The organism is Ruminococcus sp. AM26-12LB, from assembly GCF_003480785.1.
GTDB classification, from domain to species: domain Bacteria; phylum Bacillota; class Clostridia; order Lachnospirales; family Lachnospiraceae; genus Blautia_A; species Blautia_A fusiformis.
Genome location: NZ_QUJX01000012.1, coordinates 115,757 through 142,136, shown reverse-complemented (window position 1 = coordinate 142,136; position 26,380 = coordinate 115,757). Strand labels below are relative to the sequence as shown.

23 protein-coding genes are annotated in these 26,380 nt (G+C 47.2%); 3 read left to right on the top strand and 20 right to left on the bottom strand.

Features of this window, described 5'->3' with window-relative positions:
- Positions 1-57 precede the first annotated feature (57 nt).
- Positions 58-1,305: a DUF1015 family protein gene (locus DW694_RS10705; protein ID WP_118752976.1), complete on the bottom strand. Its 1,248-nt coding sequence runs from the start codon at positions 1,303-1,305 to the stop codon at positions 58-60.
- A gap of 189 nt (positions 1,306-1,494) precedes the next feature.
- Positions 1,495-2,856, bottom strand: coding sequence for an MATE family efflux transporter (locus tag DW694_RS10700; RefSeq protein ID WP_118752975.1), 1,362 nt, complete (start codon positions 2,854-2,856; stop codon positions 1,495-1,497).
- Between the two features lie 253 nt (positions 2,857-3,109).
- On the opposite strand from DW694_RS10700, the gene DW694_RS10695 reads away from it, so the two are divergent.
- Positions 3,110-3,409, top strand: a complete 300-nt coding sequence (locus DW694_RS10695; RefSeq protein ID WP_015524766.1) for a BMC domain-containing protein — start codon at positions 3,110-3,112, stop codon at positions 3,407-3,409.
- A gap of 16 nt (positions 3,410-3,425) precedes the next feature.
- Positions 3,426-3,716: a BMC domain-containing protein gene (locus tag DW694_RS10690; protein WP_015524765.1), complete on the top strand. Its 291-nt coding sequence runs from the start codon at positions 3,426-3,428 to the stop codon at positions 3,714-3,716.
- Between the two features lie 419 nt (positions 3,717-4,135).
- On the opposite strand, the gene DW694_RS10685 is transcribed toward DW694_RS10690, so the two are convergent.
- The 14 genes from DW694_RS10685 to DW694_RS10620 form a co-directional block, all read right to left on the bottom strand.
- The gene (locus DW694_RS10685) at positions 4,136-4,750 is read right to left on the bottom strand and encodes a nucleotidyltransferase family protein (RefSeq protein ID WP_118752974.1); all 615 of its coding nucleotides are present in this window, start codon (positions 4,748-4,750) and stop codon (positions 4,136-4,138) included.
- A gap of 116 nt (positions 4,751-4,866) precedes the next feature.
- Positions 4,867-5,559 carry a selenium cofactor biosynthesis protein YqeC gene (yqeC, locus tag DW694_RS10680; protein ID WP_173760888.1) on the bottom strand — a complete coding sequence of 231 codons (693 nt, stop codon included), beginning with the start codon at positions 5,557-5,559 and terminating at the stop codon, positions 4,867-4,869.
- 54 nt (positions 5,560-5,613) lie between these two features.
- Positions 5,614-6,471, bottom strand: coding sequence for a selenium-dependent molybdenum cofactor biosynthesis protein YqeB (yqeB, locus tag DW694_RS10675; RefSeq protein ID WP_118752972.1), 858 nt, complete (start codon positions 6,469-6,471; stop codon positions 5,614-5,616).
- Positions 6,446-7,264, bottom strand: a complete 819-nt coding sequence (locus DW694_RS10670; RefSeq protein WP_118752971.1) for a DUF975 family protein — start codon at positions 7,262-7,264, stop codon at positions 6,446-6,448. The genes yqeB and DW694_RS10670 overlap by 26 nt, the downstream gene beginning before the upstream one ends.
- Positions 7,265-7,267: 3 nt before the next feature.
- Positions 7,268-7,867 (bottom strand): histidine phosphatase family protein, encoded by a 600-nt coding sequence (locus DW694_RS10665; RefSeq protein ID WP_015524757.1) that lies wholly within the window; start codon positions 7,865-7,867, stop codon positions 7,268-7,270.
- Positions 7,860-8,240, bottom strand: coding sequence for a bifunctional adenosylcobinamide kinase/adenosylcobinamide-phosphate guanylyltransferase (locus DW694_RS10660; RefSeq protein WP_015524756.1), 381 nt, complete (start codon positions 8,238-8,240; stop codon positions 7,860-7,862). Before DW694_RS10660 ends, DW694_RS10665 begins: the two co-directional genes overlap by 8 nt.
- Positions 8,241-8,267: 27 nt before the next feature.
- Positions 8,268-9,044: an adenosylcobinamide-GDP ribazoletransferase gene (gene cobS, locus DW694_RS10655; protein WP_015524755.1), complete on the bottom strand. Its 777-nt coding sequence runs from the start codon at positions 9,042-9,044 to the stop codon at positions 8,268-8,270.
- Positions 9,041-9,568: a bifunctional adenosylcobinamide kinase/adenosylcobinamide-phosphate guanylyltransferase gene (locus DW694_RS10650; protein ID WP_015524754.1), complete on the bottom strand. Its 528-nt coding sequence runs from the start codon at positions 9,566-9,568 to the stop codon at positions 9,041-9,043. Before DW694_RS10650 ends, cobS begins: the two co-directional genes overlap by 4 nt.
- Position 9,569: 1 nt before the next feature.
- A complete protein-coding gene (gene cobT, locus DW694_RS10645) occupies positions 9,570-10,622 on the bottom strand; it encodes a nicotinate-nucleotide--dimethylbenzimidazole phosphoribosyltransferase (protein WP_015524753.1) in 1,053 nt (350 codons plus the stop codon).
- Positions 10,622-11,050: a GtrA family protein gene (locus tag DW694_RS10640; RefSeq protein WP_015524752.1), complete on the bottom strand. Its 429-nt coding sequence runs from the start codon at positions 11,048-11,050 to the stop codon at positions 10,622-10,624. Before DW694_RS10640 ends, cobT begins: the two co-directional genes overlap by 1 nt.
- Positions 11,031-11,978 (bottom strand): glycosyltransferase family 2 protein, encoded by a 948-nt coding sequence (locus DW694_RS10635; RefSeq protein ID WP_015524751.1) that lies wholly within the window; start codon positions 11,976-11,978, stop codon positions 11,031-11,033. The genes DW694_RS10640 and DW694_RS10635 overlap by 20 nt, the downstream gene beginning before the upstream one ends.
- On the bottom strand, positions 11,975-14,749 hold the full coding sequence (locus DW694_RS10630; protein ID WP_118752970.1) for a YfhO family protein: 2,775 nt from the start codon (positions 14,747-14,749) through the stop codon (positions 11,975-11,977). The genes DW694_RS10635 and DW694_RS10630 overlap by 4 nt, the downstream gene beginning before the upstream one ends.
- Before the next feature lie 113 nt (positions 14,750-14,862).
- Positions 14,863-18,408 (bottom strand): pyruvate:ferredoxin (flavodoxin) oxidoreductase, encoded by a 3,546-nt coding sequence (gene nifJ, locus DW694_RS10625; protein ID WP_015524748.1) that lies wholly within the window; start codon positions 18,406-18,408, stop codon positions 14,863-14,865.
- A 244-nt stretch (positions 18,409-18,652) separates the two neighbouring features.
- On the bottom strand, positions 18,653-19,066 hold the full coding sequence (locus DW694_RS10620) for an Rrf2 family transcriptional regulator (protein ID WP_110102187.1): 414 nt from the start codon (positions 19,064-19,066) through the stop codon (positions 18,653-18,655).
- Positions 19,067-19,407: 341 nt separating this feature from the next.
- On the opposite strand from DW694_RS10620, the gene DW694_RS10615 reads away from it, so the two are divergent.
- Positions 19,408-21,048, top strand: coding sequence for an ATP-binding cassette domain-containing protein (locus tag DW694_RS10615; protein WP_021650411.1), 1,641 nt, complete (start codon positions 19,408-19,410; stop codon positions 21,046-21,048).
- 85 nt (positions 21,049-21,133) lie between these two features.
- Here DW694_RS10615 and ybaK read toward each other — a convergent pair whose 3' ends face one another.
- The 4 genes from ybaK to DW694_RS10595 all read right to left on the bottom strand — a co-directional run bounded on the left by ybaK (position 21,134) and on the right by DW694_RS10595 (position 26,249).
- Entirely contained in the window at positions 21,134-21,613 is a 480-nt protein-coding gene (ybaK, locus tag DW694_RS10610) for a Cys-tRNA(Pro) deacylase (protein ID WP_118752969.1), read from the bottom strand.
- Between the two features lie 23 nt (positions 21,614-21,636).
- A complete protein-coding gene (locus DW694_RS10605; RefSeq protein ID WP_118752968.1) occupies positions 21,637-22,896 on the bottom strand; it encodes a DUF4203 domain-containing protein in 1,260 nt (419 codons plus the stop codon).
- 49 nt (positions 22,897-22,945) lie between these two features.
- Positions 22,946-24,154, bottom strand: a complete 1,209-nt coding sequence (locus tag DW694_RS10600) for a transglutaminase domain-containing protein (RefSeq protein WP_286187030.1) — start codon at positions 24,152-24,154, stop codon at positions 22,946-22,948.
- Positions 24,155-24,239: 85 nt separating this feature from the next.
- Positions 24,240-26,249: an NlpC/P60 family protein gene (locus tag DW694_RS10595; protein ID WP_118752967.1), complete on the bottom strand. Its 2,010-nt coding sequence runs from the start codon at positions 26,247-26,249 to the stop codon at positions 24,240-24,242.
- Positions 26,250-26,380: the final 131 nt, after the last annotated feature.

Here is a 26,380-nt window from a genome sequence, read left to right as displayed (position 1 = left end):
TCAACATGTACTTATATGATTTTATAATTTATATTTAACTGTTAATAGCCTCCGGCATCAGTCTGAAAGATTATGGATAAAAAGACCACTGCGGAGCTTCGGTTCAAACCAGGTGCTCTTTGGCGGCATAAGCTTACCCTCGTCTGCGATCGTCATCAGCTCCTCCATGGATGTAGGATACATGGCAAAGGCAGCTCCTCCTGTCTCATCTGCAGCTGCTGCCAGATCCTTCAGCCGGTGGTTTCCTCCCATAAAGCGGATCCTCTCATCGGTACGCGGGTCACTGATCCCCAGAACCGGACCCAGAACCTTATCCTGAAGAATAGATACATCCAGCTGACCTACGCTGTCTTTACCCGCATAGATATCCGGATATGCCTTCAGATGGAACCATTCTCCGTCTACATACAGCCCGAAGCAGTGTTTCTCCACCGGTTTACATGGAAAGCCCGGCATTGCCATCAGCTCAAAATTAAATTTCATGCTTCCGATAAAGGCTTTGGGTTCCATACCCTTGATATCCTTTACGATCCTGTGATACGGAAGGATGGTCAGCTGGTCATACGGAAATACCACTGACAGGAAAAAGTTAAATTCTTCTTTTCCGGTGTAGTCCGGATGCTCCGCTCTTCTCTTCTGTCCAACCTTTACTGCGGAGGCTGCTCTGTGGTGACCATCAGCAATATAGATAGAGGAGATTCCGCCAAAAAGACTATGTATAGTCCGGATCTTTTCTTCCTCATCTACGACCCATACACGATGTGTGATCTCGTCATCGGAAGTAAAATCATACACCGGAGCATGTGCATTTTTCCATTCTTCCATAAGAGTAAGAAGCTCTGCCGGATATCTGCACGCCAGAAAAATAGGACCTGTGTTGGCATCACAGACATCCACATGACGGATGCGGTCCTGCTCCTTATCCTCTCTTGTAAGCTCATGCTTTTTGATCACACCATTCATGTAATCATCAATGGAACTGACACCTACGATCCCGGTCTGGGATCTTCCCTTACGGATCAGTTCATACAGATAATAGTTCGGTTTCTCATCCTGGATCAGAATCCCTTCTTTCTGGAAACGATCCAGATTTTCCCTTGCCTTCTGATAAACCTTCGGATCATAAAGATCGGTTTCCGGATCCAGATCCATCTCTGCACGGTCTATATGGAGAAAAGATTCCGGATTTTTTTCCCCGATCTTTCTCGCTTCCTCTCTGCTGACTACGTCATAGGGAAGTGCAGCCACCTTTTCTGCTTTTTCCGAAGCAGGTCTTACTGCCCGAAATGCCTGAAATAAAGCCATTATATTTTCCTCTCATTCCTGTCCGGCTATACGCCGGACTTTCAAATCATCCCGTCCATTCTAACACATATCAAAATTTCCCGCAAACCCTTATCCGGCCCGTTTAAAGTCACTGTTCACTCCGTTCTCAGTAACACACTTCGCGATGCACAGAATTTATGCTAATCGCATAAATTCGCGCGGCCCGTCTTATGCCTTACGTTTGTTCAGCTCCGGCAGTACTGTTGCCAGCATGGTGAAAAAGCATGCACAGCCGCCTACAAGGTTGGAAACCGGTTCCGCCCAGAACACGCCGTCTGTTCCCAGGCCATTCACATGAGGCAGCAGGACCGTCAGCGGCACTACGATCACTACCTTTCGGAACAGAGAGAAAAAGGTGGCTTTTTTTGCCTTTCCCAGTGCTACGAACACACTTTGTCCGGTAAACTGCAATGCCATAAAGCAGAAGCCGAAAAAGTAAATATGAAGGGCGGAAACTCCCTTTTCCAGAAGCCCGGGATTGCTGTTAAAGATCCGGATAAAAAATTCCGGAAGCAGCTTCAGGATCCCCCAGCCAGCCAGGGTATAGATCACACAGACAGCTGTAATAAATTTAATTGCTTTTTTGACTCTGTCGTAAGCTTTTTCTCCGTAATTAAAGCTCATGACCGGAGAAGCCCCTGCGGTAAGCCCTTGGACCGGCATAGTAAAAATATCACGGACAGAATTTAAAACTGTCATGACACCAACGTAGATATCACCGCCCCAGGTCTGGAGTGTGGCATTGCATACCACCTGCACAAGACTGTTTGTAAATGCCATAAAAAAACCGGACATACCCAGGCTTACGATACTGCCCACTCTTTTCCAGGAGATCCTCATGGCGCTTTTTTTCAGGTTCAGGATCGCCTTTTTTCCTGTAAGGAAGCGTAAGACCCAGATGGCGGAACAGAACTGGGAAATGATAGTCGCCAAAGCCGCTCCCCGGACTCCCATGTGCATCCCAAAGATAAACAGGGGATCCAGAAGAATGTTCAGTACAGCACCGATCAGTATCGTGAGCATCCCTGTGTTTCCAAAGCCCTGGCTGTTGATAAACGGGTTCATTCCCAAAGTGATCATCACAAACAGGGTTCCCAGAAGATAGATCCTTATGTAGTCTGCCGCATAGGAAAAGGTTACATCACTGGCGCCAAAGGCATAGAGGATCGGTCTGTAAAAGATAAGGCCAATGGCCGTCAGGATCACTCCTGTGCCGATCAGCATCACAAAGGTGTTTCCCATGAGCATTTCTGCTTCTTCCCGGTTTCCTCTTCCCCGTTCCATGGAGCAAAGCGGTGCTCCTCCATTTCCAAAAAGATAGGTAAATGCGGTGATCAGAGTGATAATAGGAAAACACAGTCCCACTCCTGTCAGTGCAGTGGCTCCGATCTCAGGAATCCTTCCGATATAGATCCGGTCCACAATGTTGTAAAGGAGGTTCAGGATCTGTGCAATGATCATCGGCACAGCCACCTCCATAATGTTACGATAGACATTTCCTGTTGAAAAGTCTGTCTGATGTATCTGCATTTCTTTACACCTTCCTGCTATTTCTTATTTAATTAATATACTATATCCGGCGTCCAAAGTAAACTTTGCGTTGCTGTTCTCTTCGTGAGCTACTGTTCACTCCGTTCTCAGTAATACTTTGTTATCTGTGTATTTATTTCTTGCTATTTTTGTCTAAAAAAGTTATAATAAATCCATAAAAACGGTAATGATTCCACGTAAAACCGGTCAAGAAACCACATTACTGGAATCTGTTCCGCATGGAGGTATTTTTATGGATAATAATTATAAGGGCATGGCTGTAGGTGTTTTTGAGCTGGATAACCTGGTTGCCTGTTTTGTTGCTCTTGATGCTGCTTCCAAAGCAGCCAATGTCAGGATCCAGAGTGTTGAACGTAACCGTCTGAAGAGTGGCGCCTGTGTCAAGATGCGTGGTTCTGTTTCTGACGTTAATGCAGCTATGGAGGTTGCGCTGGAGGCAGCCAAACCTCTTGGTAAGGTTGTTTCTCATACTGTGATCGCTTCTCCTTCTGAGGATACTGAGATCGCACTGAAGATGACGATCAATAAATAAAGGGGGCGACGGATTTATGAATTATGGTGCTTTTGGTTTAGTTGAGGTTGTTGGCAGCAGTAATGCGATCCTGGTGATCGACCAGATGCTGAAGACTTCTGATGTTTCTTTTCTTACCTGGCAGACGAAGTGTGGTGGTCATGCCACTGTTTTTCTGACTGGTGATGTTTCTGCTGTTACGGCTGCCGTTGACAGTGTAAAGGGGAACCCGCCTTGTGAGATCGTAGCTTCAGCAGTGATCTCCAATCCTTCCGGTGAGACGGTTCGTCTGGCTGAGGAAGAAGCGGCTAAGAATCACTTTATTTGAGATTTGTCTACCTTATAATTATAAATTATAACGAACGTACGCAGGGAACCGCCCTGGCGTAGCGGGAAGGGCTTCGTCGTCCGCTGGCTTCTAAGGTGCTGCGGCTTCTGCTAAAACCATTCCAAAAAGTTCTGAACTCGCGTCAAGCCGCTCAGACAGCAGAACTTTTTGGAATAACGCAGAAACCACACCACCTAAGAATCAGCAGGACTCCTGCAGAACATCCCACTACGCCAGGGCGGTTCCCTGCTGGCTTTTGTATAAGTGAAAATTGTCTCAGACACGGTGATTTCACACATCAGCCGGTGCTTTCATCATCGATGCTCTGCTTCTACAAACTTCACACTTTCACTCTAGCCTATCTCCCCTTTCGCACGTCAGCAACTCTTTTCGCTATATTCTTTAAACTCACGCCTCCACTATAGCCTTCCACTCCTTCGCACGTCAGCCGGCGAGGTACCGTCCGAAAAATCCACATCCACCATCTCCCGTCCATCCTCAACCTTCATCACAGCCACATCCCCCCGATGTGCCACAACCACCCTCTTCCCTCCGACATCACCGGAAAGCTCCATCAGCTCCCCATAATACTTCTTCGAAAAAACACAGGGATTCCCGGTCTTCTCATCATGCTCCACACAGGCGATCCCTTTCCCATCTCTCAAAAACACATCCACCAGTCCAAAAACCGTCTCCCACCGCAACCACGGCTGATCTGCCACCGTAAACAAACAAGCATCCATCTCCCGGTTGACCCGCAGCCCGATCTTCAGTGAGGAAGATATTCCCTCATCCGGATGCAGATTATAAAGAAACCGCACGCCGAGCTTCTCTGCTTCCTGCGCAATCTCCTCATACTGTGTGACAACTGTGATCTCACACCTGTGCCCCTGTTCCTCCAGTGCTGCTTTCACTTTTTTCAGTTCCAGGAGAATATGCCTGTACATCGGCATTCCGTCTATCCCGTACAGCAGCTTATTGCTTCCAAACCGCCGGCTGTTTCCTGCTGCCAGCATGATCAGTCCCAGCTTCATATCACCGCTCCACTTCCTTTCGATTCTAGTACAGCGAATATTAAGTAACCGCCATATTGACTTGCCTGATTTTTCATCTGCTGCGTCAATATAGCAGAAACTTAATTTTCGCTGTACTAGCTGTTTACACTTCTCTGCAGGCTTCCGCAGATCATCATGATCCCAGACTCCTGACCTTGTGCCATAAGCTTCTCCGCCACACAAGGATCCTCCAGAGTATCTGCCTTGTTCAGATACGCAAGAAATCTTCGCCCGTCCACGCCTTTTTGCAATCCGTCTTCAGACCGGATGATCTTCCACACATCCATCCATGTCACAGGCTCATCTGTACGCTTTCCCAGAAATCCCGCCACATCATCCGGACGGTGTGCCGTATCACAGATCCTTTTGCCGATGCAGTCAAAACCGATCACTCCTACTACCATATCTGCAAAAGAAGGGATCACCGGCTCATGAACAGCCGGCACTTTAAGGGGTCGGCGCCTGGATCCGTCAGCTTCCACAAGAAGAAGATCACAAAAGCCGGGCAGCTTTTCCAGGATCTCCTTTTCGGGGCCGGAAATCTTTGGCTGCCCGGCCTTGTGATGAGCCGCGATGACGTATCCGTATTGTTCTATAAGCCGGCATGCTCCCGGAATGTCCTCTGCCTCCGCAAAAGGACGTTCCGGTTCCCATGCCATATGCGTGGTTGTGGTCACGATCACACGTTTTCCCTGTCCGGAAAATATTTCTGCCAGTCCAAGGATCAGACTGGTCTTTCCGCCGCCTCCTGTGAATGCCACAGTAAGCGCTTTTTCATTTTTCTTCATGACACACTCCATTTATCTTCTAACTTCTTTCAGGGACACCAGGCTCTGTATCGGTCACAGATTCTCATTCCTCACAGATTTCTCTGTTCCCGGAAGCACTCCGCAGGAAAGCAGCACCTCCAGTACTCCCCCTGCGATACACCTCGCCTTGTCTGAGATCGTAAAACAGTTTTTCTTCTGTTCTGCCCTTGGGTCGATGTCCGCGATCTTCATTCCCTCAAAAACAGGGTAGCCGTCCCGGATCAGTCCCCGGATCACGCCGGAAATGGTAGCCTTCACCGGCGTATCACCTACCATGGCGATCACCTGGTCTTTTTCAACAAGATCTGCGATCTGACAGATGTTTTTCATGTTACCGGCTGCCGGTGAATGGATCACACGTTCCTTTCCGATTCCTGCGATCAGTCCCGGCACTCCGGTATTCGGCAGGGCAATGCCTTTTTTTATGATCCTTCCCAGGTTATGGCCGCGCATGGTCTCGATCACGTAATCCACATCCTCCCCTGCGGTAAAGCCCGGGCCAAGTCCCACAGTCAGTGGTGCCATATCCCTGCTGGTCCCAAGATTCTTTTTGGCAAGGATGGCATCGATCACTGCCTCCGGCTCCAATTCGCGGATATATTTTCCATGGGTATCTGTCAGAAGGGGGATCTCTCCCTGTGCCCAGCATTTCCTACACTGGGTCCGGATATCGTTCTCCGTGATCCTCCTGCACACAACGCCTTCTACCTCTGCAGTTCCGTCATAAACAGCTTCACAGAAGGCCACATGACGGCGGATGGCACTTGGACGGTCACATTCCAGGATCAGGACCTGATAGCCACTCTGATGAAGCTTGTGAATCACTCCTGTGGCCAGATCTCCGCCACCTCTCACAAGGATCATTTTATCCGTATATGCCGCTATTTTCATCTTCATACACCTGCTGTTCGTTTCCCGGCATTCCTGCCGCAAGAGTATCATAAAGCTCCGCATAGGTTGCATCCTTATACGGGGATACATAAAAGAGTCCCGCGATCCCGGCCGTAATTGCCGAAAGGACAGACCAGGGAATAAAGGAAAGATCCAGGATAAAGGTATCCATCTTCTGTCCGTTCATCATCTCACGGCTTTTTGCAAACACTTCCTTTGTGCTCATATCCGGATATTCCGCAAGAAGATAAGGGATCATCTTATATTCGTAGGATTTTACCACTCCGGGAATAATAAAAAGCAGCGTCCACAATACAAGATACAGGTCCCGTAAAAACATGGTTTTTACGATATTACCGTAATTCCCGGAACGAAATACACTGAGGAGCTTTCCGGGCCCGGGTACAGAATAAAGGTTCTCAATGTAAAAATCTCTTCCGCCTACCTCCAAAACATTTCCCACAAAGAAATGAAAAAGAATTCCGATCAGAGCCACAGCTACCACGGCACTGGCACTCAGAAGTGCAAAAAGCACTGCCAGTGGGGAGCGAAATACATGGCTGACATAAGAAGTAACACCATTGATATCCGTACCCAAACGATACGTTGTAACACCGTAGTCCGGACTTACCACATTTCCGGCACTGCCAGTGGCCGCACCGCTTCCGCCGGTTGCCATCACAATAGCCAGCACCAGACTTACCAGCACTGCTGACCAGTAATTTTTTTTGAATGCCTGTTTTCCACGCCATTTCAAGTCGCTGCGTTTCCAGCTGATCTTCTGCTCATTCATAACTTAACCCTCCATATATGATTCACGGACACAGAGCTCTCTCCGTCCCTTCTGCCACAGCGCAGGCTCCAGCTCTGCCAGATAACCGCCGCCGTTTTTTACATGCCATTCATAAAAAGCCCTGGGTCTGTCCGCATATTCTTCCATAATGTTCATGATCGTACCGCCATGTATCACAAGAGCCGCTGTCTTTATGTTGTTGCGGATACACTGTGTGACAGCCTTCTGAAATCCTGTAAGGCTCCGGTGCTTAAACGCTTCTCGACTTTCTCCTCCCGGAAAAGGAAGCGTTCCATTGCTATCAATCCACCTCTGATAATCCTGATTTCCGGAAAGCTCTTTATAATTTTTATTCTCAAACTCTCCAAAATCACACTCGGAAAGCTCTTCGATGATATGAAAGCTTTTTCCCGGAAAAAGGATTCCCGCAGTTTCCACACAGCGGCAGAGCGGACTTACATAAAGGGCCTCCGGCATGGGATAGGTCAGCTTTTCCAGAAATTCCTTTCCCTCCGTGCTCAGCGGTTCATCCGTTGTTCCGATATAACGCTGAAGCTTATTTCCGGGTGTCTGTCCGTGTCGTATCAGATATAATCTAATCATCCTTCAGCACCGTCCCGATCCCGCATACCACTCTTGTGACCCTGCTGCTTTTTGCAGCCAGTGCAGTGCACACCCGGCCAACAGCTTCTCGGTACTGCCGTTCAAAAGCATCCGCCGGAACGATCCCGTAGCCTACCTCCTCACTGACAAGGATCACATCCGGATCCTGCTGTGCCAGCTTTTCTGCCAGGCCGGTGAGATCTTCTCCTGCCTTCAGAGCTTTTCTTATGTATTCCTGAAATCCCAGAACACCCGCTGCCTTCAGAAGCTCCTCTTCTGTGATCTCTCCTCCGAATTTCCAGTCCACATCCGGGAACTGTGCTTTTGCATAGTCAGCTTTTCCCTGATATGCACCTCCGATTATCATTTCCATAATATTTTTACCTCATCCAAATCTTCATTACAGATTAAACGTGCCACCAAGAGCAAGCACCAGTGCCATCACAACCTCGCAGATGCAAAGGAAAAATCCGGAAAGATCACCTGTGGTCCCTCCAAAATATTTCAAAGCCATATGGTGATACCACCAGAATACCAGAAGTGCGCTGACAACTGCCAGAACACCCAGGACCGGATCTACCCATATCATCAGCGCTGCAAGGATCACAAACATCGTGATAAGAACATTTCGCACTGCGATCTCTGACGCATTTCTGGAAAATTCTGCCACAGTCCCGTCTGTCCTTGCCTTGGGAAATGTAATCACACCGATCCCGGAAAGACATCTGGACATCATAAAGCCCAGGCTCATGATACAGATCCCGTTATAATTTCCAAGGAGCTGATCCCAGGCTCCCAGCCAGAGGATAAAATATACACAGGCTGTGATAATGGCAAATGCACCTGCATGGGAATCCTTCAGGATCTCCAGCCTCCTTGTGCGTTCCTGCCAGGAGCTTAATGCATCTGACGTGTCCAAAAGCCCGTCTACATGAATGCCGCCGGTAATAAATACCGGGATCACAGTAAGGATCACAGCGAGAAAAAATGGCTCCAGAGCTACGTGTACACCGAGGACCCCTCCTGCAAGCCAGGTCAGGATGCCGATGGCAGTCCCCACAAAGGGGAAAAAGCACATCATATATTTTATGTTTTCCTTCTTCCAGTCCACCATGGGCATAGGAATCTTTGAAAACATGGCAAAGGCTGCCTTAAAACTGTTCCATAAGCTTTTCATGCTTCCTTTCCTCCTTTATGCCATACAGGGATCCCGTATACGACTTCCACAACCTCTTCTGCCAGCTCTGCCAGCTTCTGGTTGATCTGTCCCAGCTCTTTTTTGTACTGTTCTGATTCTTCCTCGTAGAGGATCCCGTCTGAAAAGATCTCGTTGGTGACGATCACCACATGCTTTGCCTGGGAAAGAAGATTTTTCACCCCTTCTGTGATCTTTTCTGCCACCTCCGGGTGGAAGCCGCCTTCCCGGAACATCTCATTTGCAACCAGATTGGACATGCACTCCAGAAGGACCACGCAGTCCTTCGGGATGAGCAGCTCATCCAGCTCTGTATATCTTTCAATTGTCTCGAAGCCTTTTCCTGCACGCATGTGCCGGTGTCTGCGGATGCGCCTGTGGCTTTCTTCGTCAAAAGCCTGCATGGTGGCGATATAGATCCTTCTGGCTTCGCCAAGGGAAAGTACGGTTTCTTCCGCAAAAGCAGATTTTCCGCTTCCGCTGCCTCCTGTTACAACAACCAGCATATTATTTCAGCTCCTCGTACTGTTCTACATTGATATCACCAAAGGTACTCATGGAATTATATACTGCACAGGACAGATCCATCATCGGAAACAGTGCCACAGCTCCGGTTCCCTCGCCCAGGCACATGCCTGCGTGGATGATCGCTTCCTTGCCAAGCTCCTTCAGGATCAGCTGTGCTGCAGGCTCTTTGGATACATGAGACGCAAGGATATGATCACTTACCTGCGGGCAGATCTTTATTGCGATCAGTGCAGATACGCAGGAAATAAATCCGTCCATGACAACCGGCATTCCAAGTGCTGCTCCTCCAATGAATACTCCTGCCATTCCTGCAATATCCAGTCCACCTACCTTTGCCAGGACGTCAATGGCATCTGAACGATCCGGATTATTCAGGGCGATCGCCTTTTTGATCGCATTGATCTTCCGTACAAGCCCTTCACTGGTCAATCCGGCACCACGTCCGGTCATATCTTCCACCGGTTTTCCGAGAAGCACAGCTGCTACCGCACTGCTGGTGGTGGTATTTCCAATGCCCATCTCGCCGGTTGCAAGAACCTGATAGCCTTTTTCCTTCAGCTCCTCTGCCATGGCAATTCCGGCTTCGATGCCACGGATCGCCTGATCTCTTGTCATCGCCGGCTCTCTGGTCATATTTCTGGTCCCATAAGCAACCTTAAGATCTGTACGGACCTTTGTATCTGTGACCATTCCCACATCTACAGGAAAAAGCTCTGCTCCACACTGACGGCACATCACACAGCAGGTAGTAGTCCCTTCCAGAAAATTCTCAGCCACAACAGCCGTCACTTCCTGTCCGGTCTGGGTCACACCCTCTTCTACAACTCCGTTATCCGCGCACATGGCAACCACTGCTTTTTTCTCCACACGTACCTCCGGTGTACCTGTGATACCGGCGATCTGTGTCAGCATATTCTCCAGCTCTCCCAGAGAATGCAGGGGCTTTGCAATACTGTCCCATCTCTTTCTCGCCCCCTCCATAGCCTTTTCATCCAGAGGGCGGACTTTCTTCACTGCCTCATCCAAAGTCATCATTTGCTACCTCCAATCCTTTTACCTGTGGTAAAAATAATAAATTTACTAAAGATATAATTCAACGCCAGCACGATAAATTGTGTGCAGAATTTTGCAAACATATCCCGGAATCCCAGGATCTCCGCCAGAAGCCATACGCCACCTACCTCAATGACCATGGTCACCAGACGGGCACTTATAAATTTCAGAAAGGGCCGTATATGATCCCTCCATGTTTCACAGCGGTCATGAAATACAAATCTGGAATTCACAACATAGGCAAACAGGATCGCCAGGATGATCGATATGATGTTGGCACTCATCAGTGGAATTCCCATTGCCCTCATGATATAAAAGCTTAACAGATTTACGAGAGTCGTACAACCACCCCAGAAAATATAACGGATCACATCATTTTCATAGAATTTAAGGATCCACTTTTTCATTGGTATCTCCTCCTCGTATGATCTTTGATACGATATATCTTGGACGGCGTTTTACTTCCTCATAGATCCTGGCGATATAATATCCGATGATCCCAAGGCTCATCATCACAGCACTTCCGATAAAGAGCATCACGATCAGAAGTGTGGTATAACCTTCCACCGCATGCCCGGAAAAATACCGGACCAGAGAATAGACCAGAAGGAGCAGGGAGCACCCAAAGCAGCCCACAGCACCTGCTGTTACAAACTGCAACGGAAGTGTTGTAAATGCCACAATATTCCGAAACGCATAGCTGATCAGCGTTCCTGCAGACCATTTGGATTCTCCGGCCTCACGCTCCTGCACCTCAAAAGGTACGGAGATGCTTTTGAAGCCTATCCAGGATGATGCCGCCCGGAAAAACATGCTGCGCTCAGGCATGGCGAGAACACTCTCCACCGCTTTCCTGTCCAGCAGCTTGAAGTCGGAAGCGTTTTCCATATCAAAGCCGGTGGCACGGGACATGATCCGATAGAAAAATCCGGCACTTTTTCTGTGAAAAAGAGTTTCTTTTCCCCGGTTTTTCTTGATGCCCTCCACAACCTCGTAGCCCTGCTTCCAGAGCCGGTACATTTCCAAGAGGATTTCCGGCGGATGCTGCAGGTCACAGTCCATCACTGCCACCGCATCTCCGCATGCCTGTGCAAGGCCGGCCACGATTGCTGCTTCTTTCCCGAAATTTCTGGAAAAATGCACACCTGTCACATTTTTATCTTCCCTGGATACTTTTTCTATGGCTGCCCAGGTCCCGTCAGAGGAACCGTCATCTACCAGGACCAGTTCATAACGAATCCCGGCCTGCCCCAGGAGCTCTCTGAGAGTCCGGCAGGTTTTCTCCACCATCGGTTCCTCGTTACAGGCAGGCAAAACTACCGATAATCGGCTCATTTCTCCTGTTTTCCCCTTTCTTTTTGTTTTCTCTGGCGCCGGTAAGATATTACGATCCCGGCAAACAGGATCAGGCCGATCACCGTCAGTATCATTCCGGGCACAATATACGGTGTACAATATCTGAGTGCGATCGTATGCCTGCCTTTTTTTAATTCCAGTCCCATATACATACTGTTTGCCTGCACAAGTTCTGTTTTTTCTCCATCTACATAGGCGGTAAAGCCTGCGCTGTATGGAATGGAAAATACCAGGATCTTATCGGAAGTGGTTGTGATATCTCCACGAATGCAATTTGTCTCCGTTTTGATATTCTGAAGACTTTCTTTTCCAAGCTCCTCTGTCTGTTCTTCAACAGAAGCCATGGGCTGACATACCACATACAGATCATCAAAGGTATATTCTCCTGGCATGGAGAATGTCAGTGTCATAGTTCCTGCAGAATAGTTTTTATATCCCATATTCAGAAGAAAATTATGTCTTCCGCTGTAGCCGTTGTATTTATCTGTAAAGATCCGGATAGTCTTGTCCACGGAGCCCAGCGAAACATCCACTGCTGATTCCTTGCTTTCTTTCCAGTAGCGCCAGTTATTGTCTTCATAACGCACGGTATTCTTCTCATATTCTGTCATGGAATCCCATTTTTTATCACTGACCACTGCACGTGGAGAATAGGCATTAAAATCCAGATTTTTTGCCACAAGATAAACCTCTGCCTCCGGCTCTCCCTGATATCCGATCTGTACGGTTGCTCCTTCTTTGGCCACAATGATCTTTCCGTCTTTTATCTTACAGCCTTTTCCTGCTTCCAGTGTAAAATCTGCTTTCTTATCGTCAAAGATGAGGTCTGTCTCAGAAAGACTGCTGTCCTCAAGGACTGCCCCCTGCAGGAGTGCCTGCTGCTTTTCGGTCACGGAAAGCTTTTCATAGTTTTCTCTGGGGATCCAGGAATCATAGGTATAACCAAGAGGAAGGGAATCCTCGTCTTCGTAGATCCTGTATTTTTTTGTGACTGCTGCTTCACTGTCATAGCCGTATGGCAGATACCCATATCCGCTTTTTTTGATGGCAAAATATTTCACCGAGGCAAGACGATCCAGGATACTCCGTCCGTCCAGGCTGCTGTAATGATAATCCCAGGGGGTATTCAGATACATCTCATCAAAGAAACGGCTGATATTTCCATTGGCCACACTGAAATAATAGGAAGTACTGTTGGTTCCCATATACATGGCAGTGTTTACATAAGAGCCCGTTTTGTACTGGTCATATCTGGTAACCGCTGAATCGTCCATTGACCGGATTGCTTTGTCCGGTCCGGACTGAAGCTTCTCCAGCGCCTGATCCTTTTCCTCAAATTCTGACAGATAATCTTTTTCGTAAGAATACTGGTATGAAACATTCAGAAGGATGCTTGTCACAAGCACGGCCACGATCATTCCACAGAGATACTTTCCCTGTGTAAATACGTTTCCGTAGGAAACCACTGTAAACACAGCCAGGACCAGCATCATCAGTGCCATGATATTGCGTTCCGTACGGGCAGATTCCGAAAACAGTGCCAGCACGCCATATATCAGCAGCATCACAAATATCCGTCGTTTTTCCCTGATGCCCAGCGTAAACAGTTCCGGATATGCCTGTACCAGGATATATGCGATCAGCATTCCATACGCCCAGATCCATCGATTGGACACGTATGAAAATCCATTCAGTACATGACCAGCAAAAGGGATCAGCAAAAACAAGTTCAGAAGCACAAAGCCCAGCTTCAGTCCCGTATATTTTTTCTTTTTGGAAAAGATCACAAACACGCCTGCCATTGCGACTGCGGAATATCCAGCAACTCCCCACTGGATCATATTTTCGCCGATCAGGCAGCCGAGATATTTTTCGTAGTAAATGCGGTCATATAACAGCGGCACATAATTCTGCGCCTGAAAGCGCTCTGTTCCAAACAGAGTCATGACCACAGGTAAAAAGATCAGTGCAGCGATCATAAGTGCGACCAGATAAAAGCCAGCAAATTTTAGGAACCACTGAAATACATCTTTTACTGAACGCTTGCGGAATATTCCAAAATACCGGAAAGCTGCATACAGCACCATAAAGATACTGATCATATAAAAGAAATAAAAATTAGACATTGCCGCTACAGCCGTCGCACAGATAAAAAGGTATGGCTTTTCTTTTTTGTAAATCTTTTCAATTCCCATAAGGACCAGCGGCAGATAGATCATGGGATTGGAAAAATATGGGTGCTTCATGGACGCATAAATGGTCCATCCTGCAAAAATATAAACAAGGCTTCCAAGAAATGTGGCCTGTTTGGGATTCTTGCGGTAAAAGCAGTAAATGCTGAATGTGATACCCGCCAGATAAATGCGGAGAAAGATCAGAATCTCATATAAGATCTCTGTGTCTTTTTCCGGTACAAAAACGGACAGTAAGGTCAGCGGATCACCGATCGCATAATAATGAAGTGTTGTAAGGATATCGGAACCGTATCCGATATGCATATCCCACATAGGAAGGGAAAGCTTATGCTCCGTCACCAGCGTCTGCAGAACATTCCGCAGATATTTTCCATAATAGGCCAATGCATTGATGTGCTGCGGAACACCGTCATGACTCCAGATCAGGGATTTTCCATTGAAATAAAAACAACTGTAAATAAACAGCGAGATCGCCGCAAAAACAATCGTATACAGAATATAAAAATCTGCTTTTTTCTCTTTCCGGGATTTCTCCTTCGAAAAAATTCTCTTCATATATGTCTCTCCTGTATATGAAAAAAGGCCTGCGGTGCGCTAAACACCGCAGGCCTGTCACCTAATGCTTAATCAGCAAGCACACTGTATAAACAGTAACTATTGATCAATAATTAGTCTTCTTTCTTATCTGCTCCGTAAAGAGTGATAAGTTTCTGCAGATACTCATATCTAGCCTGAGCCTCAGACTCGTTCTTAGCAAACAGTCTTGCAGCTTTCTCAGGATTCTGACGCTGCAGAGAATTGTAACGAACCTCACCGTTCAGGAAGTCCATATAGTTCTCCATATCCGGTGTCTTGGAATCAAGGCTGAACTTGTTCTCAGCAGCCGGGTTGAATCTGAAGTTGTGCCAGTATCCGCACTTAACTGCCAGCTCTTCCTCTGTCTGAGCTTTGCTCATACCTTTCTTGATACCATGGTTGATACATGGAGCGTAAGCGATGATCAGGGATGGTCCCGGATATGCCTCTGCCTCTGCGATTGCTTTTACAGTCTGGTTGAAGTCAGCACCCATGGAAATCTGTGCTACATATACATAGCCATAGCTCATTGCGATAGATGCCATATCTTTCTTCTTAGTCTCTTTTCCGCCTGCTGCGAACTGAGCGATCGCACCTGTCGGTGTAGATTTGGAAGACTGTCCGCCTGTGTTGGAGTAAACCTCTGTATCGAATACCATAACGTTGATGTCACGTCCGCTTGCAAGAACGTGGTCAACACCACCGAATCCGATATCGTAAGCCCATCCGTCACCACCGAAGATCCACTGGGATTTCTTGGAGAGGAAGTCTTTCTGTGCAAGGATCTCGTTAGCCTTGTCACATCCGCAAGCCTCAAGAGCTGCAACGAGTTTCTCTGTAGCTGCACCATTTGTTGCGCCTACAGCATAAGTATCCAGCCATTCCTGACCAGCTGCCTTAACATCCTCGTTTGTTCCGTTAGCTACAAGGTCTTCGATCTTCTCTTTCAGACCGCCACGGATCGCACGCTGTGCAAGAAGCATACCATAACCGAACTCTGCGTTATCCTCGAACAGAGAGTTTGACCATGCAGGTCCCTGTCCCTTAGCGTTTGTTGTGTATGGTGTAGATGGTGAAGAGTTACCCCAGATAGAGGAACATCCTGTAGCATTTGCAATGTACATTCTGTCACCAAAGAGCTGTGTGATCAGCTTAGCGTATGGTGTCTCACCACAACCTGCACAAGCGCCGGAGAACTCAAGGAGCGGCTGTTTGAACTGGCTGCCTTTTACAGTTGTCTCTTTATATTTAGCGATAACGTCTTCCTTCTGAGGAAGTGTTACACCGTAATCGAAGAATTTCTGCTCTTCTGTGTTAGCTTCAAGCGGAGCCATCTCAAGAGCTTTGTTGCCTTTCTTTCCTGGGCAGACATTTGCGCAGGAACCACATCCTGTACAGTCAAGAGCGGATACAGTCATTGTGAATGTATAGTCTTTCATTCCTGTAAGTGGAAGTGTCTTGATTCCCTCTGGAGCGTTAGCTGTCTCATCTGCTGTCATAGCAACCGGACGGATTGCAGCATGCGGGCAGACGTATGCACAGCGGTTACACTGGATACAGTTGTCCGGAACCCATACAGGAACGTTAACTGCGATACCACGTTTCTCATATGCAGCTGTTCCGGATGGTGTTGTACCATCTACATAATCCTTGAATGCAGATACTGGGAGGCTGTTACCTTCCTGAGCATTGATCTTGCACTGGATGTTGTTTACGAAGTCCTGAGCTTCCTGAGCACCGTGGGATGCGTGAGACATGAAGAGTCCCTCGTCCTCAGCGTTCTTCCAGCTCTCCGGAACCTGAACCTCTACGATCTGTTTAGCACCGGCATCGATAGCTGCCCAGTTCTTCTTAACAACGTCATCACCTTTACGTCCGTAAGTAGCTTTAGCAGCAGCTTTCATAAGCTCGATAGCCTGCTCCTCAGGAATGATTCCTGTAAGTTTGAAGAATGCGGACTGAAGGATCGTGTTGATACGTGTTGGTCCCATGCCAGTCTCAATACCAATCTTAACACCATCGATGGTGTAGAATTTGATATTGTGGTTAGCGATGAAAGCTTTAACCTGTCCTGGAAGATGTTTCTCAAGTCCTTCCATATCCCAAGCACAGTTCAGAAGGAATGTACCTCCGTCAACAAGCTCCTGTACCATGTTATATTTATTAACATAGGACGGATTATGACATGCAACGAAGTTTGCTTTGTGGATCAGGTATGTGGATTTGATCGGTTTCTTACCGAAACGAAGGTGAGACATTGTAACACCGCCGGACTTCTTGGAGTCATAATCGAAGTAAGCCTGAGCGTACATGTCTGTATTGTCACCGATGATCTTGATGGAGTTCTTGTTAGCACCTACAGTACCATCAGCTCCAAGTCCCCAGAACTTGCAGTTTGTTGTTCCCTCTGGTGTTGTAACAAGTGGTGCGCCTGTCTCAAGAGAAAGGTTTGTAACATCATCAACGATACCGATTGTGAATTTCTCTTTCTCAGTGTTCTCATATACTGCTACGATCTGTGCAGGTGTTGTATCTTTGGAACCAAGTCCATAACGTCCTGTAAAGATCTTAACATCGCTGAACTTGCTGTCGCGAAGAGCTGCAACAACATCAAGATACAGAGGCTCGCCAAGAGCTCCTGGCTCTTTTGTTCTGTCAAGAACAGAGATCTGCTTAACTGTATCCGGGATTGCATCGATAAGAGCCTGTGCACAGAATGGTCTGTAAAGACGAACTTTAACAACACCGACTTTCTTGCCAGCTGCCATAAGGTAATCGATGGTCTCCTCGATGGTATCGTTTACGGAACCCATAGCTACGATGATGTGCTCAGCGTCAGCAGCTCCGTAGTAGTTGAACAGTTTGTAGTCTGTTCCGATCTTCTCGTTAACTTTGTCCATGTACTCCTGAACAACTGCCGGAAGAGCGTCATAATATGGATTACATGCCTCTCTTGCCTGGAAGAAGATATCCGGGTTCTGAGCGGAACCTCTCTGACATGGATGGTTCGGGTTCAGAGCACGGTTACGGAACTCTGCGATTGCGTCCATATCTGCCATATCTTTCAGATCTTCATAGTCCCATGTCTCGATCTTCTGGATCTCATGAGATGTACGGAATCCGTCGAAGAAGTTGATGAATGGAACTTTTCCTTTGATTGCTGCAAGATGAGCAACCGGTGTAAGGTCCATAACCTCCTGTACAGAAGACTCACAAAGCATTGCACATCCAGTCTGACGACAGGCCATAACGTCGGAATGGTCACCGAAAATACAAAGTGCGTGGGAAGCAAGTGCACGGGCAGATACGTTGATAACTCCCGGAAGCTGCTCACCAGCGATCTTGTAAAGGTTCGGGATCATAAGCAGAAGACCCTGGGAAGCTGTGTAGGTTGTAGTCAGGGCACCTGCTGCCAGAGAACCGTGAACGGCACCTGCTGCACCTGCCTCAGACTGCATCTCTGTAACCTGTACTTCCTGTCCAAAGATGTTCTTTCTTCCCTGAGTTGCCCACTCGTCTGTAGCCTCAGCCATTACAGATGAAGGGGTAATCGGGTAAATAGCAGCTACATCAGAAAAAGCGTATGATGCATGAGCGGCTGCATGGTTACCATCCATGGTTTTCATCTTTCTTGCCATTGTTTTTTCCTCCTTAAAGGTTTGTTAAAAAATATATTATTTAGGCTTATGAAGGCCTAAAATTCCATTGGTTATTATATCATAGATTCCCAGTTATGTCCATTTTCTTTCATTGTTTTTTGTATATTATCCTGTACAAACGCCGTTATCTTTTTCACAAATAAAAAAGAGCTGTTCGGAATTTTTCCTCTCCAAACTGCTCTCCTTATCATCTCATACGCTTATCCCAACTCACATTCGGGAATCACTTCTCCTCTTTTCCGAAAAGATCCTTCATGGATTTCCGACGGAGCATTGTCCACAGCTGATCCTGGATCTCCTTAAGCTCATCATGTGCATGGCAGGGAACTCCGTCCTGTCCGTTCCTTGGACACTGATATGTGCCGTTCAGGCACTCAATGATGGACATATCCGGATCGATCGCACTGTATATCTCATATAACGACAGTTCTTCCGGATCTCTCTTCAGCGCGTAACCGCCATGAACTCCGCGGTATCCTTCCACGAGCCCTGCATTCTGAAGCTTCTTCAGTATCTTGTATGCAAAGGGTGCTGTGATCGATTCCCTCTCACAGATCTCGCTGACGCTCAAACGCGGCTCCCACATCAATGCGCGGATAACCCGCATCGCATAATCGCTTTCTCTGGTGATAAACATTTTTAACCTCTCTTCTGTTCAACTAAGCTGCTGATTTATGATAGTTTCCGCATTCCATCCGATCTGCCACGTTCCTGGGTGTTTCTGATGTGCCAGAGAGCCGGATATCCATATCCCCGGAATACTTCATTACCACATACGACAGTATAACCCATTTTTTTATATAATAAAAGGTTATTATTTTCCTGTGATTCATAGTAATCCCCTGTTTTTCCTTTATTTAGCCGAAAAAAGGAAAATACAGCTTGCAAATTTTTCAGTTTACGGTACAATAGGAAACGATTGTAATGCTTTCGTATGTAATTGAAACGATATTTATTTAATGAAAAAAGAGGTATGATATGATTTCAGCAAATAACATCACACTGCGCGTTGGAAAAAAAGCGCTGTTTGAAGACGTTAACATCAAATTTACAGAGGGTAACTGTTATGGATTGATCGGCGCCAACGGCGCAGGAAAATCTACATTCCTCAAAATCCTTTCCGGTCAGCTCGAGCCTACCAAGGGCGACATTGTGATCACCCCCGGTCAGAGACTTTCTTTCCTGCAGCAGGATCACTTCAAATATGATGCTTATCCGGTTCTGGATACTGTCATCATGGGTAATGAAAGACTCTATCAGATCATGAAAGAGAAAGAAGCCATTTACGCAAAAGAAGATTTCACAGACGAAGATGGCATCCGTGCCAGCGAGCTCGAGGGTGAGTTTGCAGAGATGAACGGATGGGAAGCAGAGTCCGATGCTGCTACTCTTCTCAACGGTCTCGGAGTCGACACCGAGTTCCACTATACACAGATGGCAGACCTTACCGGTAGTATGAAGGTCAAGGTTCTTCTTGCACAGGCTCTTTTCGGAAATCCTGATATCCTTCTTCTTGATGAGCCGACCAACCACCTGGATCTTCCTGCTATCGAATGGCTGGAGGAGTTCCTGATCAATTTTGACAATACGGTTATCGTAGTATCCCATGACCGTTATTTCCTGAACAAGGTCTGCACACATACTGCTGATATCGATTATGGCAAGATCCAGCTTTATGCCGGAAACTACGACTTCTGGTTTGAATCCAGCCAGCTTCTGATCAAGCAGATGAAAGAGGCCAACAAAAAGAAAGAGGAGAAGATCAAAGAGCTCCAGGAGTTCATCTCCCGTTTCAGCGCCAATGCTTCCAAATCCAAGCAGGCGACTTCCAGAAAGCGTGCCCTGGAAAAGATCCAGCTGGATGACATGCGTCCTTCCAGCCGTAAATATCCATACATCGACTTCCGCCCGAACCGTGAGATCGGAAACGAGGTCCTCATGGTGGAAAATCTGTCCAAGACCATTGATGGAGTAAAGGTTCTGGACAACATTTCCTTCACTCTCGGTCGTGAAGATAAGGTTGCCTTTGTGGGCGCCAACGAGCAGGCCATCACAACCTTCTTCAAGATCCTTACAGGTGAAATGGAGCCGGATGAAGGAAATTACAAATGGGGCGTTACCACTTCCCAGGCATATTTCCCGAAGGATAATACACAGGAATTCGATAACGACCTTACTATCACCGACTGGCTGACACAGTACTCCGAGATCAAGGACGCAACCTACGTCCGTGGATTCCTTGGCCGTATGCTTTTCCCTGGTGAGGATGGTGTAAAACGTGTCCGTGTTCTTTCCGGTGGTGAGAAGGTTCGCTGTCTTCTTTCCAAGATGATGATCTCCGGTGCCAATATCCTGATCCTGGATGAGCCAACCAACCATCTGGATATGGAGTCTATCACAGCACTGAACAACGGACTGATCAAATTCCCGGGAGTGATCCTTTTCACCTCACACGATCACCAGTTTGTACAGACAACTGCAAACCGCATCATGGAGATCCTTCCTAACGGCAAGCTGGTAGACAAGATCACCACTTACGACGAGTATCTTGCCAGCGACGAAATGGCCAAGAAGCGTCACGTATTCCAGGTTAACGAAGAGGACGCACAGGATAACTAAATCCCATGCTTCTGTAACAAAAAATCTCCCCTGCTTCCGCCTTTACAGGCAGTCAGGGGAGTTTTTTTATCTGTTTTATATGCGCTTACTCCATGGTGATCGGAGCAAGCTTGCCCTGTGTTACATCCAGAAGATCTTTAAGCGGTACCTTCAGGGTAAGGCCTACTCTTCCACCACTTACATAGATCTCATCAAAGTTTTCGGCAGACTGGTCAAACACCACCGGATAATTTTTTTTCATTCCAAGAGGGCTGCAGCCTCCGCGGATATAGCCCGTGATCTTTGTAAGATCCTTTACATGGATCATATCTACTGTTTTTTCGCCTACAGACTTTGCGGCTGCCTTACGGTCCACCTCTTTCTCGATCGGAACTACAAACACATAGTAGCCGCCGCTTTTCCCTTCCATGACCAGGGTCTTAAAGGACTGATCATGAGGGGCTCCTGTAATGTCTGCACAGTGGATCCCATCTATGAACTCTCCACAGTCATATGCGAGCGCTTCATATTTTACTTTTTTTCGATCCAGCATTCTCATCGCGTTTGTTTTGGCTTCTTTTCCCATTTCTGTCACTCCTCGGATTTTTCTCAGTTGTCTTTCCACTCATCAAGCTCATCCAGATCCTCATCATTCATCAGATCCGGGTCATTCCTGTAATTTCCATATTCTTCCTGCTCATCAAAATCCGCCATATTTTCAATATCCATCCGGCGTCTTTTCTGCTGCAGTTTTTCAAAATCTTCATAGCTGTCCCTGTTTTCCGACTCATCAAAACGATCATAGTCTTCATGATCCTCCGGATCTGCATAGCGGGATCTGCTTCCCGTTCCTGCATTCCTTCGTTCCCTGGTGCTGCTGCTCTGGCTGTATCTGCGGCCTCTTCTGTCATCCGAAGCATAATTTCTGTCGGAGGTTCTGTTTCTGCCGGAGGTTCCGGAAGTGCTTCTTCTTTCAGTGGAACTGCCTTTGCTGTTTCTTTCGCTTCCGGATCTTTTTCGGCTGTCTGCATAATTTCTTTCTCGTCTGTCAGAGTTGCGTCCTTCTCTGTCAGATGGTCTGCGGGAACGTCTTTCACCCCGGCTTTCCCGGTCATCGTTTGCCCGGTTTTCGTATGTATATCTGTGATCGTCCCTGTTACGGTCAGAGGTATATTCACGGCTGTTTCCTCTACGGTCCCTTCCTGCCGGCTTCCTGGTCTCCTCCGGCAGAGTTCCATCGTCGTCATCCTCTTCTTCGTCATCTTCCTCATCGTATCGGTCTTTGTTGATGGCGAACTGGATCAGCATACCAAGGATCACAATTCCCGCTGCCATACCGACGCCATATGGAAACTGCGCCAGCCCTGCGATCTTTGCAATGGATAATCCTGCCAGAACACCACCCAGTATACTGGTTCCGACAATGATCACTCCTTTCGCATAACGCATAGCAAGTACTCCCAGTCCCACGCCGATAAGGATGCACAGGAAAAAGGAAAAAGAACTGGTCGGATGGACCAAATAGATGCTCAATGTTATTCCGATACCAAATCCCAGTACAAAGATTCCTGCCCTGTAGATCAGAAACGAAACAACAGCCAGTACGATCCCCAGTCCCGCCATGGCACCTGCGATCACCATTTTATCCTGAACACCGGACATATAGGTTACACCAAAGCCGGCGCCTGCTCCGATGATAAATCCAAAGATCATCATCCAGAACCGGAGGATACGATATCCCAGGATACAGTTCAAAAGCCCGAAAACGCAGAGCACTCCATATACGATCACCATCAGCTGGCTGATCTGTTCCATACCTCCTGCTCTCTGCAGTATATCAAATCCTCTTGACAACATATCCATATTCATAACTTACTCCTCTCTTTCCAAAACCTCCGGAAATCTTCCCGAAGATGTTTCAGAAAATAAAATATATGGTATAAAAATTATCCATCACTCCATAATGATACTCCACCTGACCAAGTCCGTGAAGTTTCATATAATACTGTGCCACATTCTGTACCACGCCATCATCCAGCAGTTCCTGACAGGCTTCGGAAAAAGCTTCCTGACTGCCAAACTTGAAACGAACTACAGCCGCACCATTATCCAGTCTCATCTTACAATAATCATATATGTCCTGCCAGCTGTAATCTTCAAAGTACCCCTGGTTCAGCACATAAAAATCCAGATTCTTCGCAGTACATGCCGGAACTGTCAGTTCTTCCGATGGTGTATAGGTTTTTTCATATTCTTCCGGGAAAGGGCAGAGATAATCGTAAATGATCGTCTTATGTTCTTCCAGCTGTGCGGCATCTCCATTTAAAAAATCCGGCTGATCCCCATTGGTAGCATCTACATAATAATACTCCTGGCCTATTTTTACAATATCCCATGCATGACCCTCTGTACTTCCTTTTGTGCTTCCGTCCACATAAATACAGGGAATATCCATCCTTTCCAGAAGATACTGGACAGCTCCTGCATATCCGGCACAGACTGCGGATTTTTTCCAGAAAACACCTGCTATGCTCTGATCATCCTCCCCGGTCTGATACTGGGTATGGTCAATAACATACGTATAAACAATGCGTACCTTCTCGTAGTCACCGGCATCCTCCGGAATCAGGGCTCTGACCTCCTGAAAGCTCTGCTCCATGGCCGTCTGTATCTCATCGATCTCGCTGTCTGTATAAGTATAGCCCGGAGTAAAAACGCAGTAATCACTGTCTGAATACGTAGTTTTGTAGATTTTTTCACGATTGTGGACCCAGAATATCTCCGGGTGGTCTTTCAATACTGCATGATAGCTTCTGTCAATACTGTCATCATCGGAGATCGTCAGATAAAACTCCTTTTCCCGGGCACGGATTCCTTTCAGCAGCTCCCGATATACTCTCTGCTCTTCTTCCGTAAGCTGTTTGAAATAATATTCCTGATGCCCTTCTTCGCTCTGGGCAACCTCCATCTGACGCAGTTCCTCTACTTCCTTTGGTTCGCCTGAAATAATGCTCTTTGCTATGGAGCGGATCTGACCCAGTGCCCCTGCCGAAGCGCTAAAGGGCTGAAGGATCACTGCAGCTGTAAGCACTGCGGCTGCCATGGGGCAGAAATTTCTTTTTTTCATAATATCATGTCCTATGTCTGAAGCAGCGATTGTAAGAAAGGGCAGCCTCCCGTGGGAGACTGCCCTTATCTTCAATCGCTGTCCCTTAGTTTTCCATTTCCAGTGTTTCTACATCATCATCAAATGTATCCACTGCATCGTCCATGGTCTCCTGATCCAGAGTCAGCGTCTCAACTTCATCTTCTTCCTCATCCTCCTGCAAAGCCTTATTCTTAAAATCTGCAAGAAGGTCACTGGAAACAGTATCACCGGATGCCAGTGCATCCTTCAGTGCATCAGATCTAACCACATCCGTGAGGAGCTTTTCTGCACTCTCCTCTGTCAGAACATCATTCTCTGTAGCTGTGGTCTCATTTTCCTCCGCCGTTGTATCCTGATAGAAGGATGGCTTTCTGATATAACGGAAGCTTGCACTGTATGCCTCACCAACCGTTACACCATTCTTGCTTGAGGAACAATGTACTGCGATCCAGTCGCCGGAATCCGTCTTTCCGCACAGGATACCAACGTGGTTGTTGCTTCCTGCTTCCGGTCCTCTCTGGAATACCAGATCTCCTGGCTGTGCATCTGCTTCGCTGACAACACCGGCCTTCTCCCACTGGTCAGAGGTTCCGTCTCCAACTGCTGCCTGCATTCCCTGATTCTTATATCCATTGATCACTGCCCAGGTAACAAAGCCGCTGCAGTCCAGACCATATGCACGGAGCGTACCGGAGCTTCTGCTGCCGTCTGCAGATACCTTCTCAACGGAGCCCCAGCTTGGATCTTCTCCGATCACCGTAGATTTACCGCCCCAGAAATATCCGACCTTACCAACCAGTGAATACGCTGCGGTGATAACATCTACACGATCCTCAGAAACATTGTCTCCCACGCTTTCACGGACAAAGCCTTTGGATGCGGTAACTACCGCACAGAGAAGCTTACAGTCTGTTTCCACATATTTCTTAAGGACGCTTCTGTCTTTCTTTGCAATATTGTTCTTCTTGATGTAGTAGTTGATCTTGCGATTTCCGTAGGATATCTTGGTAATATCCTGCTTGTCCCTGACGATGGGGTTCATCTCCGCAAAGATCCTTGCCAGATCATCCTTGCAGGATGCATCCAATGTAAATGACGTTGCTCCTGCTTTGCTCTTTTCGTAAATATAAACAGCAAGGATATCCTGCCAGTTTCTTACCAGAAGTGTATTCTCCGTATCGGTAAGCTTGTTCTTCTCTTTATATTCTCTTTCGATCTCTTCCATTACAGAAGCAAAATCATCAGAGAAGGACAGATGATAATTGCTCTTAAGACTATCCAGATAAAAATCCTTGCCCGCATGAAGATTGGATACCATATTTGTCACATAAACAGGATCTCCGATCTGTGTTGCTGTTGCGTTATTTCCATCTGTGATCTCTGTATCTTTGTTATCATCTTTTTTGTTGTCTTTTTTGTTATCACTGTCGTTCTTGTCGGCAGCTGCAAGCTTGGCTTCTGCCTCCGTCAGAATCTTATAATTCGTAACTTTGGCCTTTTCTGTATTAGACAGCGCCTCATAAGCTGCACGTGCGCTCTCTATCTCAGCTTTATCTGCTGCTGTGATCGTTCTGCCTGCCAGTGCTTTGATCTTCCGGATCACCGCCTGTACCTTTGCAGAATCATCCCTGGCCGGTGTTTCCGTCGGTGCAGGTGTTGCGGTTGGTTCCGGCGTTGCAGTTGGTGCAGGTGTCGCTGTCGGTGCCGGTGTCGCCGTTGGTGCAGGTGTCGCTGTAGGCTCCGGTGTTTCCGTCGGTGCAGGTGTTGCGGTTGGCTCCGGTGTTTCCGTCGGTGCAGGCGCCGGTGTTTCCGTTGGTTCCGGTGCAGTAGTTGGCTCCGGTGCTGTAGTTGGTTCCGGTTCAGGTGCAGCAGTTATTTCCGGTTGCGGCGCAGCTGTCGGCACCGGATCTGCCGGAACTTCCGGTTCACTTACCTCACTCCCGTCTCCCGAAACACCTTCCTCAGCAACAATATTATCTGCTTCCTCGGCGGCTTTTACTCCGGTTGGAACTGCCAGTACCATAGCTGATAACATCGTGATGCAAAAAAACTTATTCAGGTACTTGTTCTTCATATTTATTAAGATGCTCCCTTCTTCCCTTGAACATCCCTTTACTTCCCCTATAATAAAGGTCTGCCTTAAACCATTTGATAACTTAAAGTTTAATTCAATTTATTTTAGCATACGAAAATTGTGAAATCAAC

What these genes read in the sequence shown, in the direction of transcription:
- cobT (WP_015524753.1), bottom strand. Translation starts at nt 10,622, where the DNA reads ATGACTTTGGATGAGGCAGTGAAGAAAGTCCGCCCTCTGGATGAAAAG.
- DW694_RS10685 (WP_118752974.1), bottom strand. Translation starts at nt 4,750, where the DNA reads ATGAAGCTGGGACTGATCATGCTGGCAGCAGGAAACAGCCGGCGGTTT.
- ybaK (WP_118752969.1), bottom strand. Translation starts at nt 21,613, where the DNA reads ATGGGAAAAGAAGCCAAAACAAACGCGATGAGAATGCTGGATCGAAAA.
- DW694_RS10615 (WP_021650411.1), top strand. Translation starts at nt 19,408, where the DNA reads ATGATTTCAGCAAATAACATCACACTGCGCGTTGGAAAAAAAGCGCTG.
- DW694_RS10640 (WP_015524752.1), bottom strand. Translation starts at nt 11,050, where the DNA reads ATGAAAAAGTGGATCCTTAAATTCTATGAAAATGATGTGATCCGTTAT.
- DW694_RS10705 (WP_118752976.1), bottom strand. Translation starts at nt 1,305, where the DNA reads ATGGCTTTATTTCAGGCATTTCGGGCAGTAAGACCTGCTTCGGAAAAA.
- DW694_RS10630 (WP_118752970.1), bottom strand. Translation starts at nt 14,749, where the DNA reads ATGAAGAGAATTTTTTCGAAGGAGAAATCCCGGAAAGAGAAAAAAGCA.
- DW694_RS10690 (WP_015524765.1), top strand. Translation starts at nt 3,426, where the DNA reads ATGAATTATGGTGCTTTTGGTTTAGTTGAGGTTGTTGGCAGCAGTAAT.
- DW694_RS10600 (WP_286187030.1), bottom strand. Translation starts at nt 24,154, where the DNA reads ATGAAAAAAAGAAATTTCTGCCCCATGGCAGCCGCAGTGCTTACAGCT.
- DW694_RS10665 (WP_015524757.1), bottom strand. Translation starts at nt 7,867, where the DNA reads ATGATTAGATTATATCTGATACGACACGGACAGACACCCGGAAATAAG.
- DW694_RS10660 (WP_015524756.1), bottom strand. Translation starts at nt 8,240, where the DNA reads ATGGAAATGATAATCGGAGGTGCATATCAGGGAAAAGCTGACTATGCA.
- DW694_RS10635 (WP_015524751.1), bottom strand. Translation starts at nt 11,978, where the DNA reads ATGAGCCGATTATCGGTAGTTTTGCCTGCCTGTAACGAGGAACCGATG.
- nifJ (WP_015524748.1), bottom strand. Translation starts at nt 18,408, where the DNA reads ATGGCAAGAAAGATGAAAACCATGGATGGTAACCATGCAGCCGCTCAT.
- yqeB (WP_118752972.1), bottom strand. Translation starts at nt 6,471, where the DNA reads ATGAAAATAGCGGCATATACGGATAAAATGATCCTTGTGAGAGGTGGC.
- DW694_RS10605 (WP_118752968.1), bottom strand. Translation starts at nt 22,896, where the DNA reads ATGAATATGGATATGTTGTCAAGAGGATTTGATATACTGCAGAGAGCA.
- DW694_RS10595 (WP_118752967.1), bottom strand. Translation starts at nt 26,249, where the DNA reads ATGAAGAACAAGTACCTGAATAAGTTTTTTTGCATCACGATGTTATCA.
- DW694_RS10620 (WP_110102187.1), bottom strand. Translation starts at nt 19,066, where the DNA reads ATGTTTATCACCAGAGAAAGCGATTATGCGATGCGGGTTATCCGCGCA.
- yqeC (WP_173760888.1), bottom strand. Translation starts at nt 5,559, where the DNA reads ATGAAGAAAAATGAAAAAGCGCTTACTGTGGCATTCACAGGAGGCGGC.
- DW694_RS10695 (WP_015524766.1), top strand. Translation starts at nt 3,110, where the DNA reads ATGGATAATAATTATAAGGGCATGGCTGTAGGTGTTTTTGAGCTGGAT.
- DW694_RS10650 (WP_015524754.1), bottom strand. Translation starts at nt 9,568, where the DNA reads ATGCTGGTTGTTGTAACAGGAGGCAGCGGAAGCGGAAAATCTGCTTTT.
- cobS (WP_015524755.1), bottom strand. Translation starts at nt 9,044, where the DNA reads ATGAAAAGCTTATGGAACAGTTTTAAGGCAGCCTTTGCCATGTTTTCA.
- DW694_RS10700 (WP_118752975.1), bottom strand. Translation starts at nt 2,856, where the DNA reads ATGCAGATACATCAGACAGACTTTTCAACAGGAAATGTCTATCGTAAC.
- DW694_RS10670 (WP_118752971.1), bottom strand. Translation starts at nt 7,264, where the DNA reads ATGAATGAGCAGAAGATCAGCTGGAAACGCAGCGACTTGAAATGGCGT.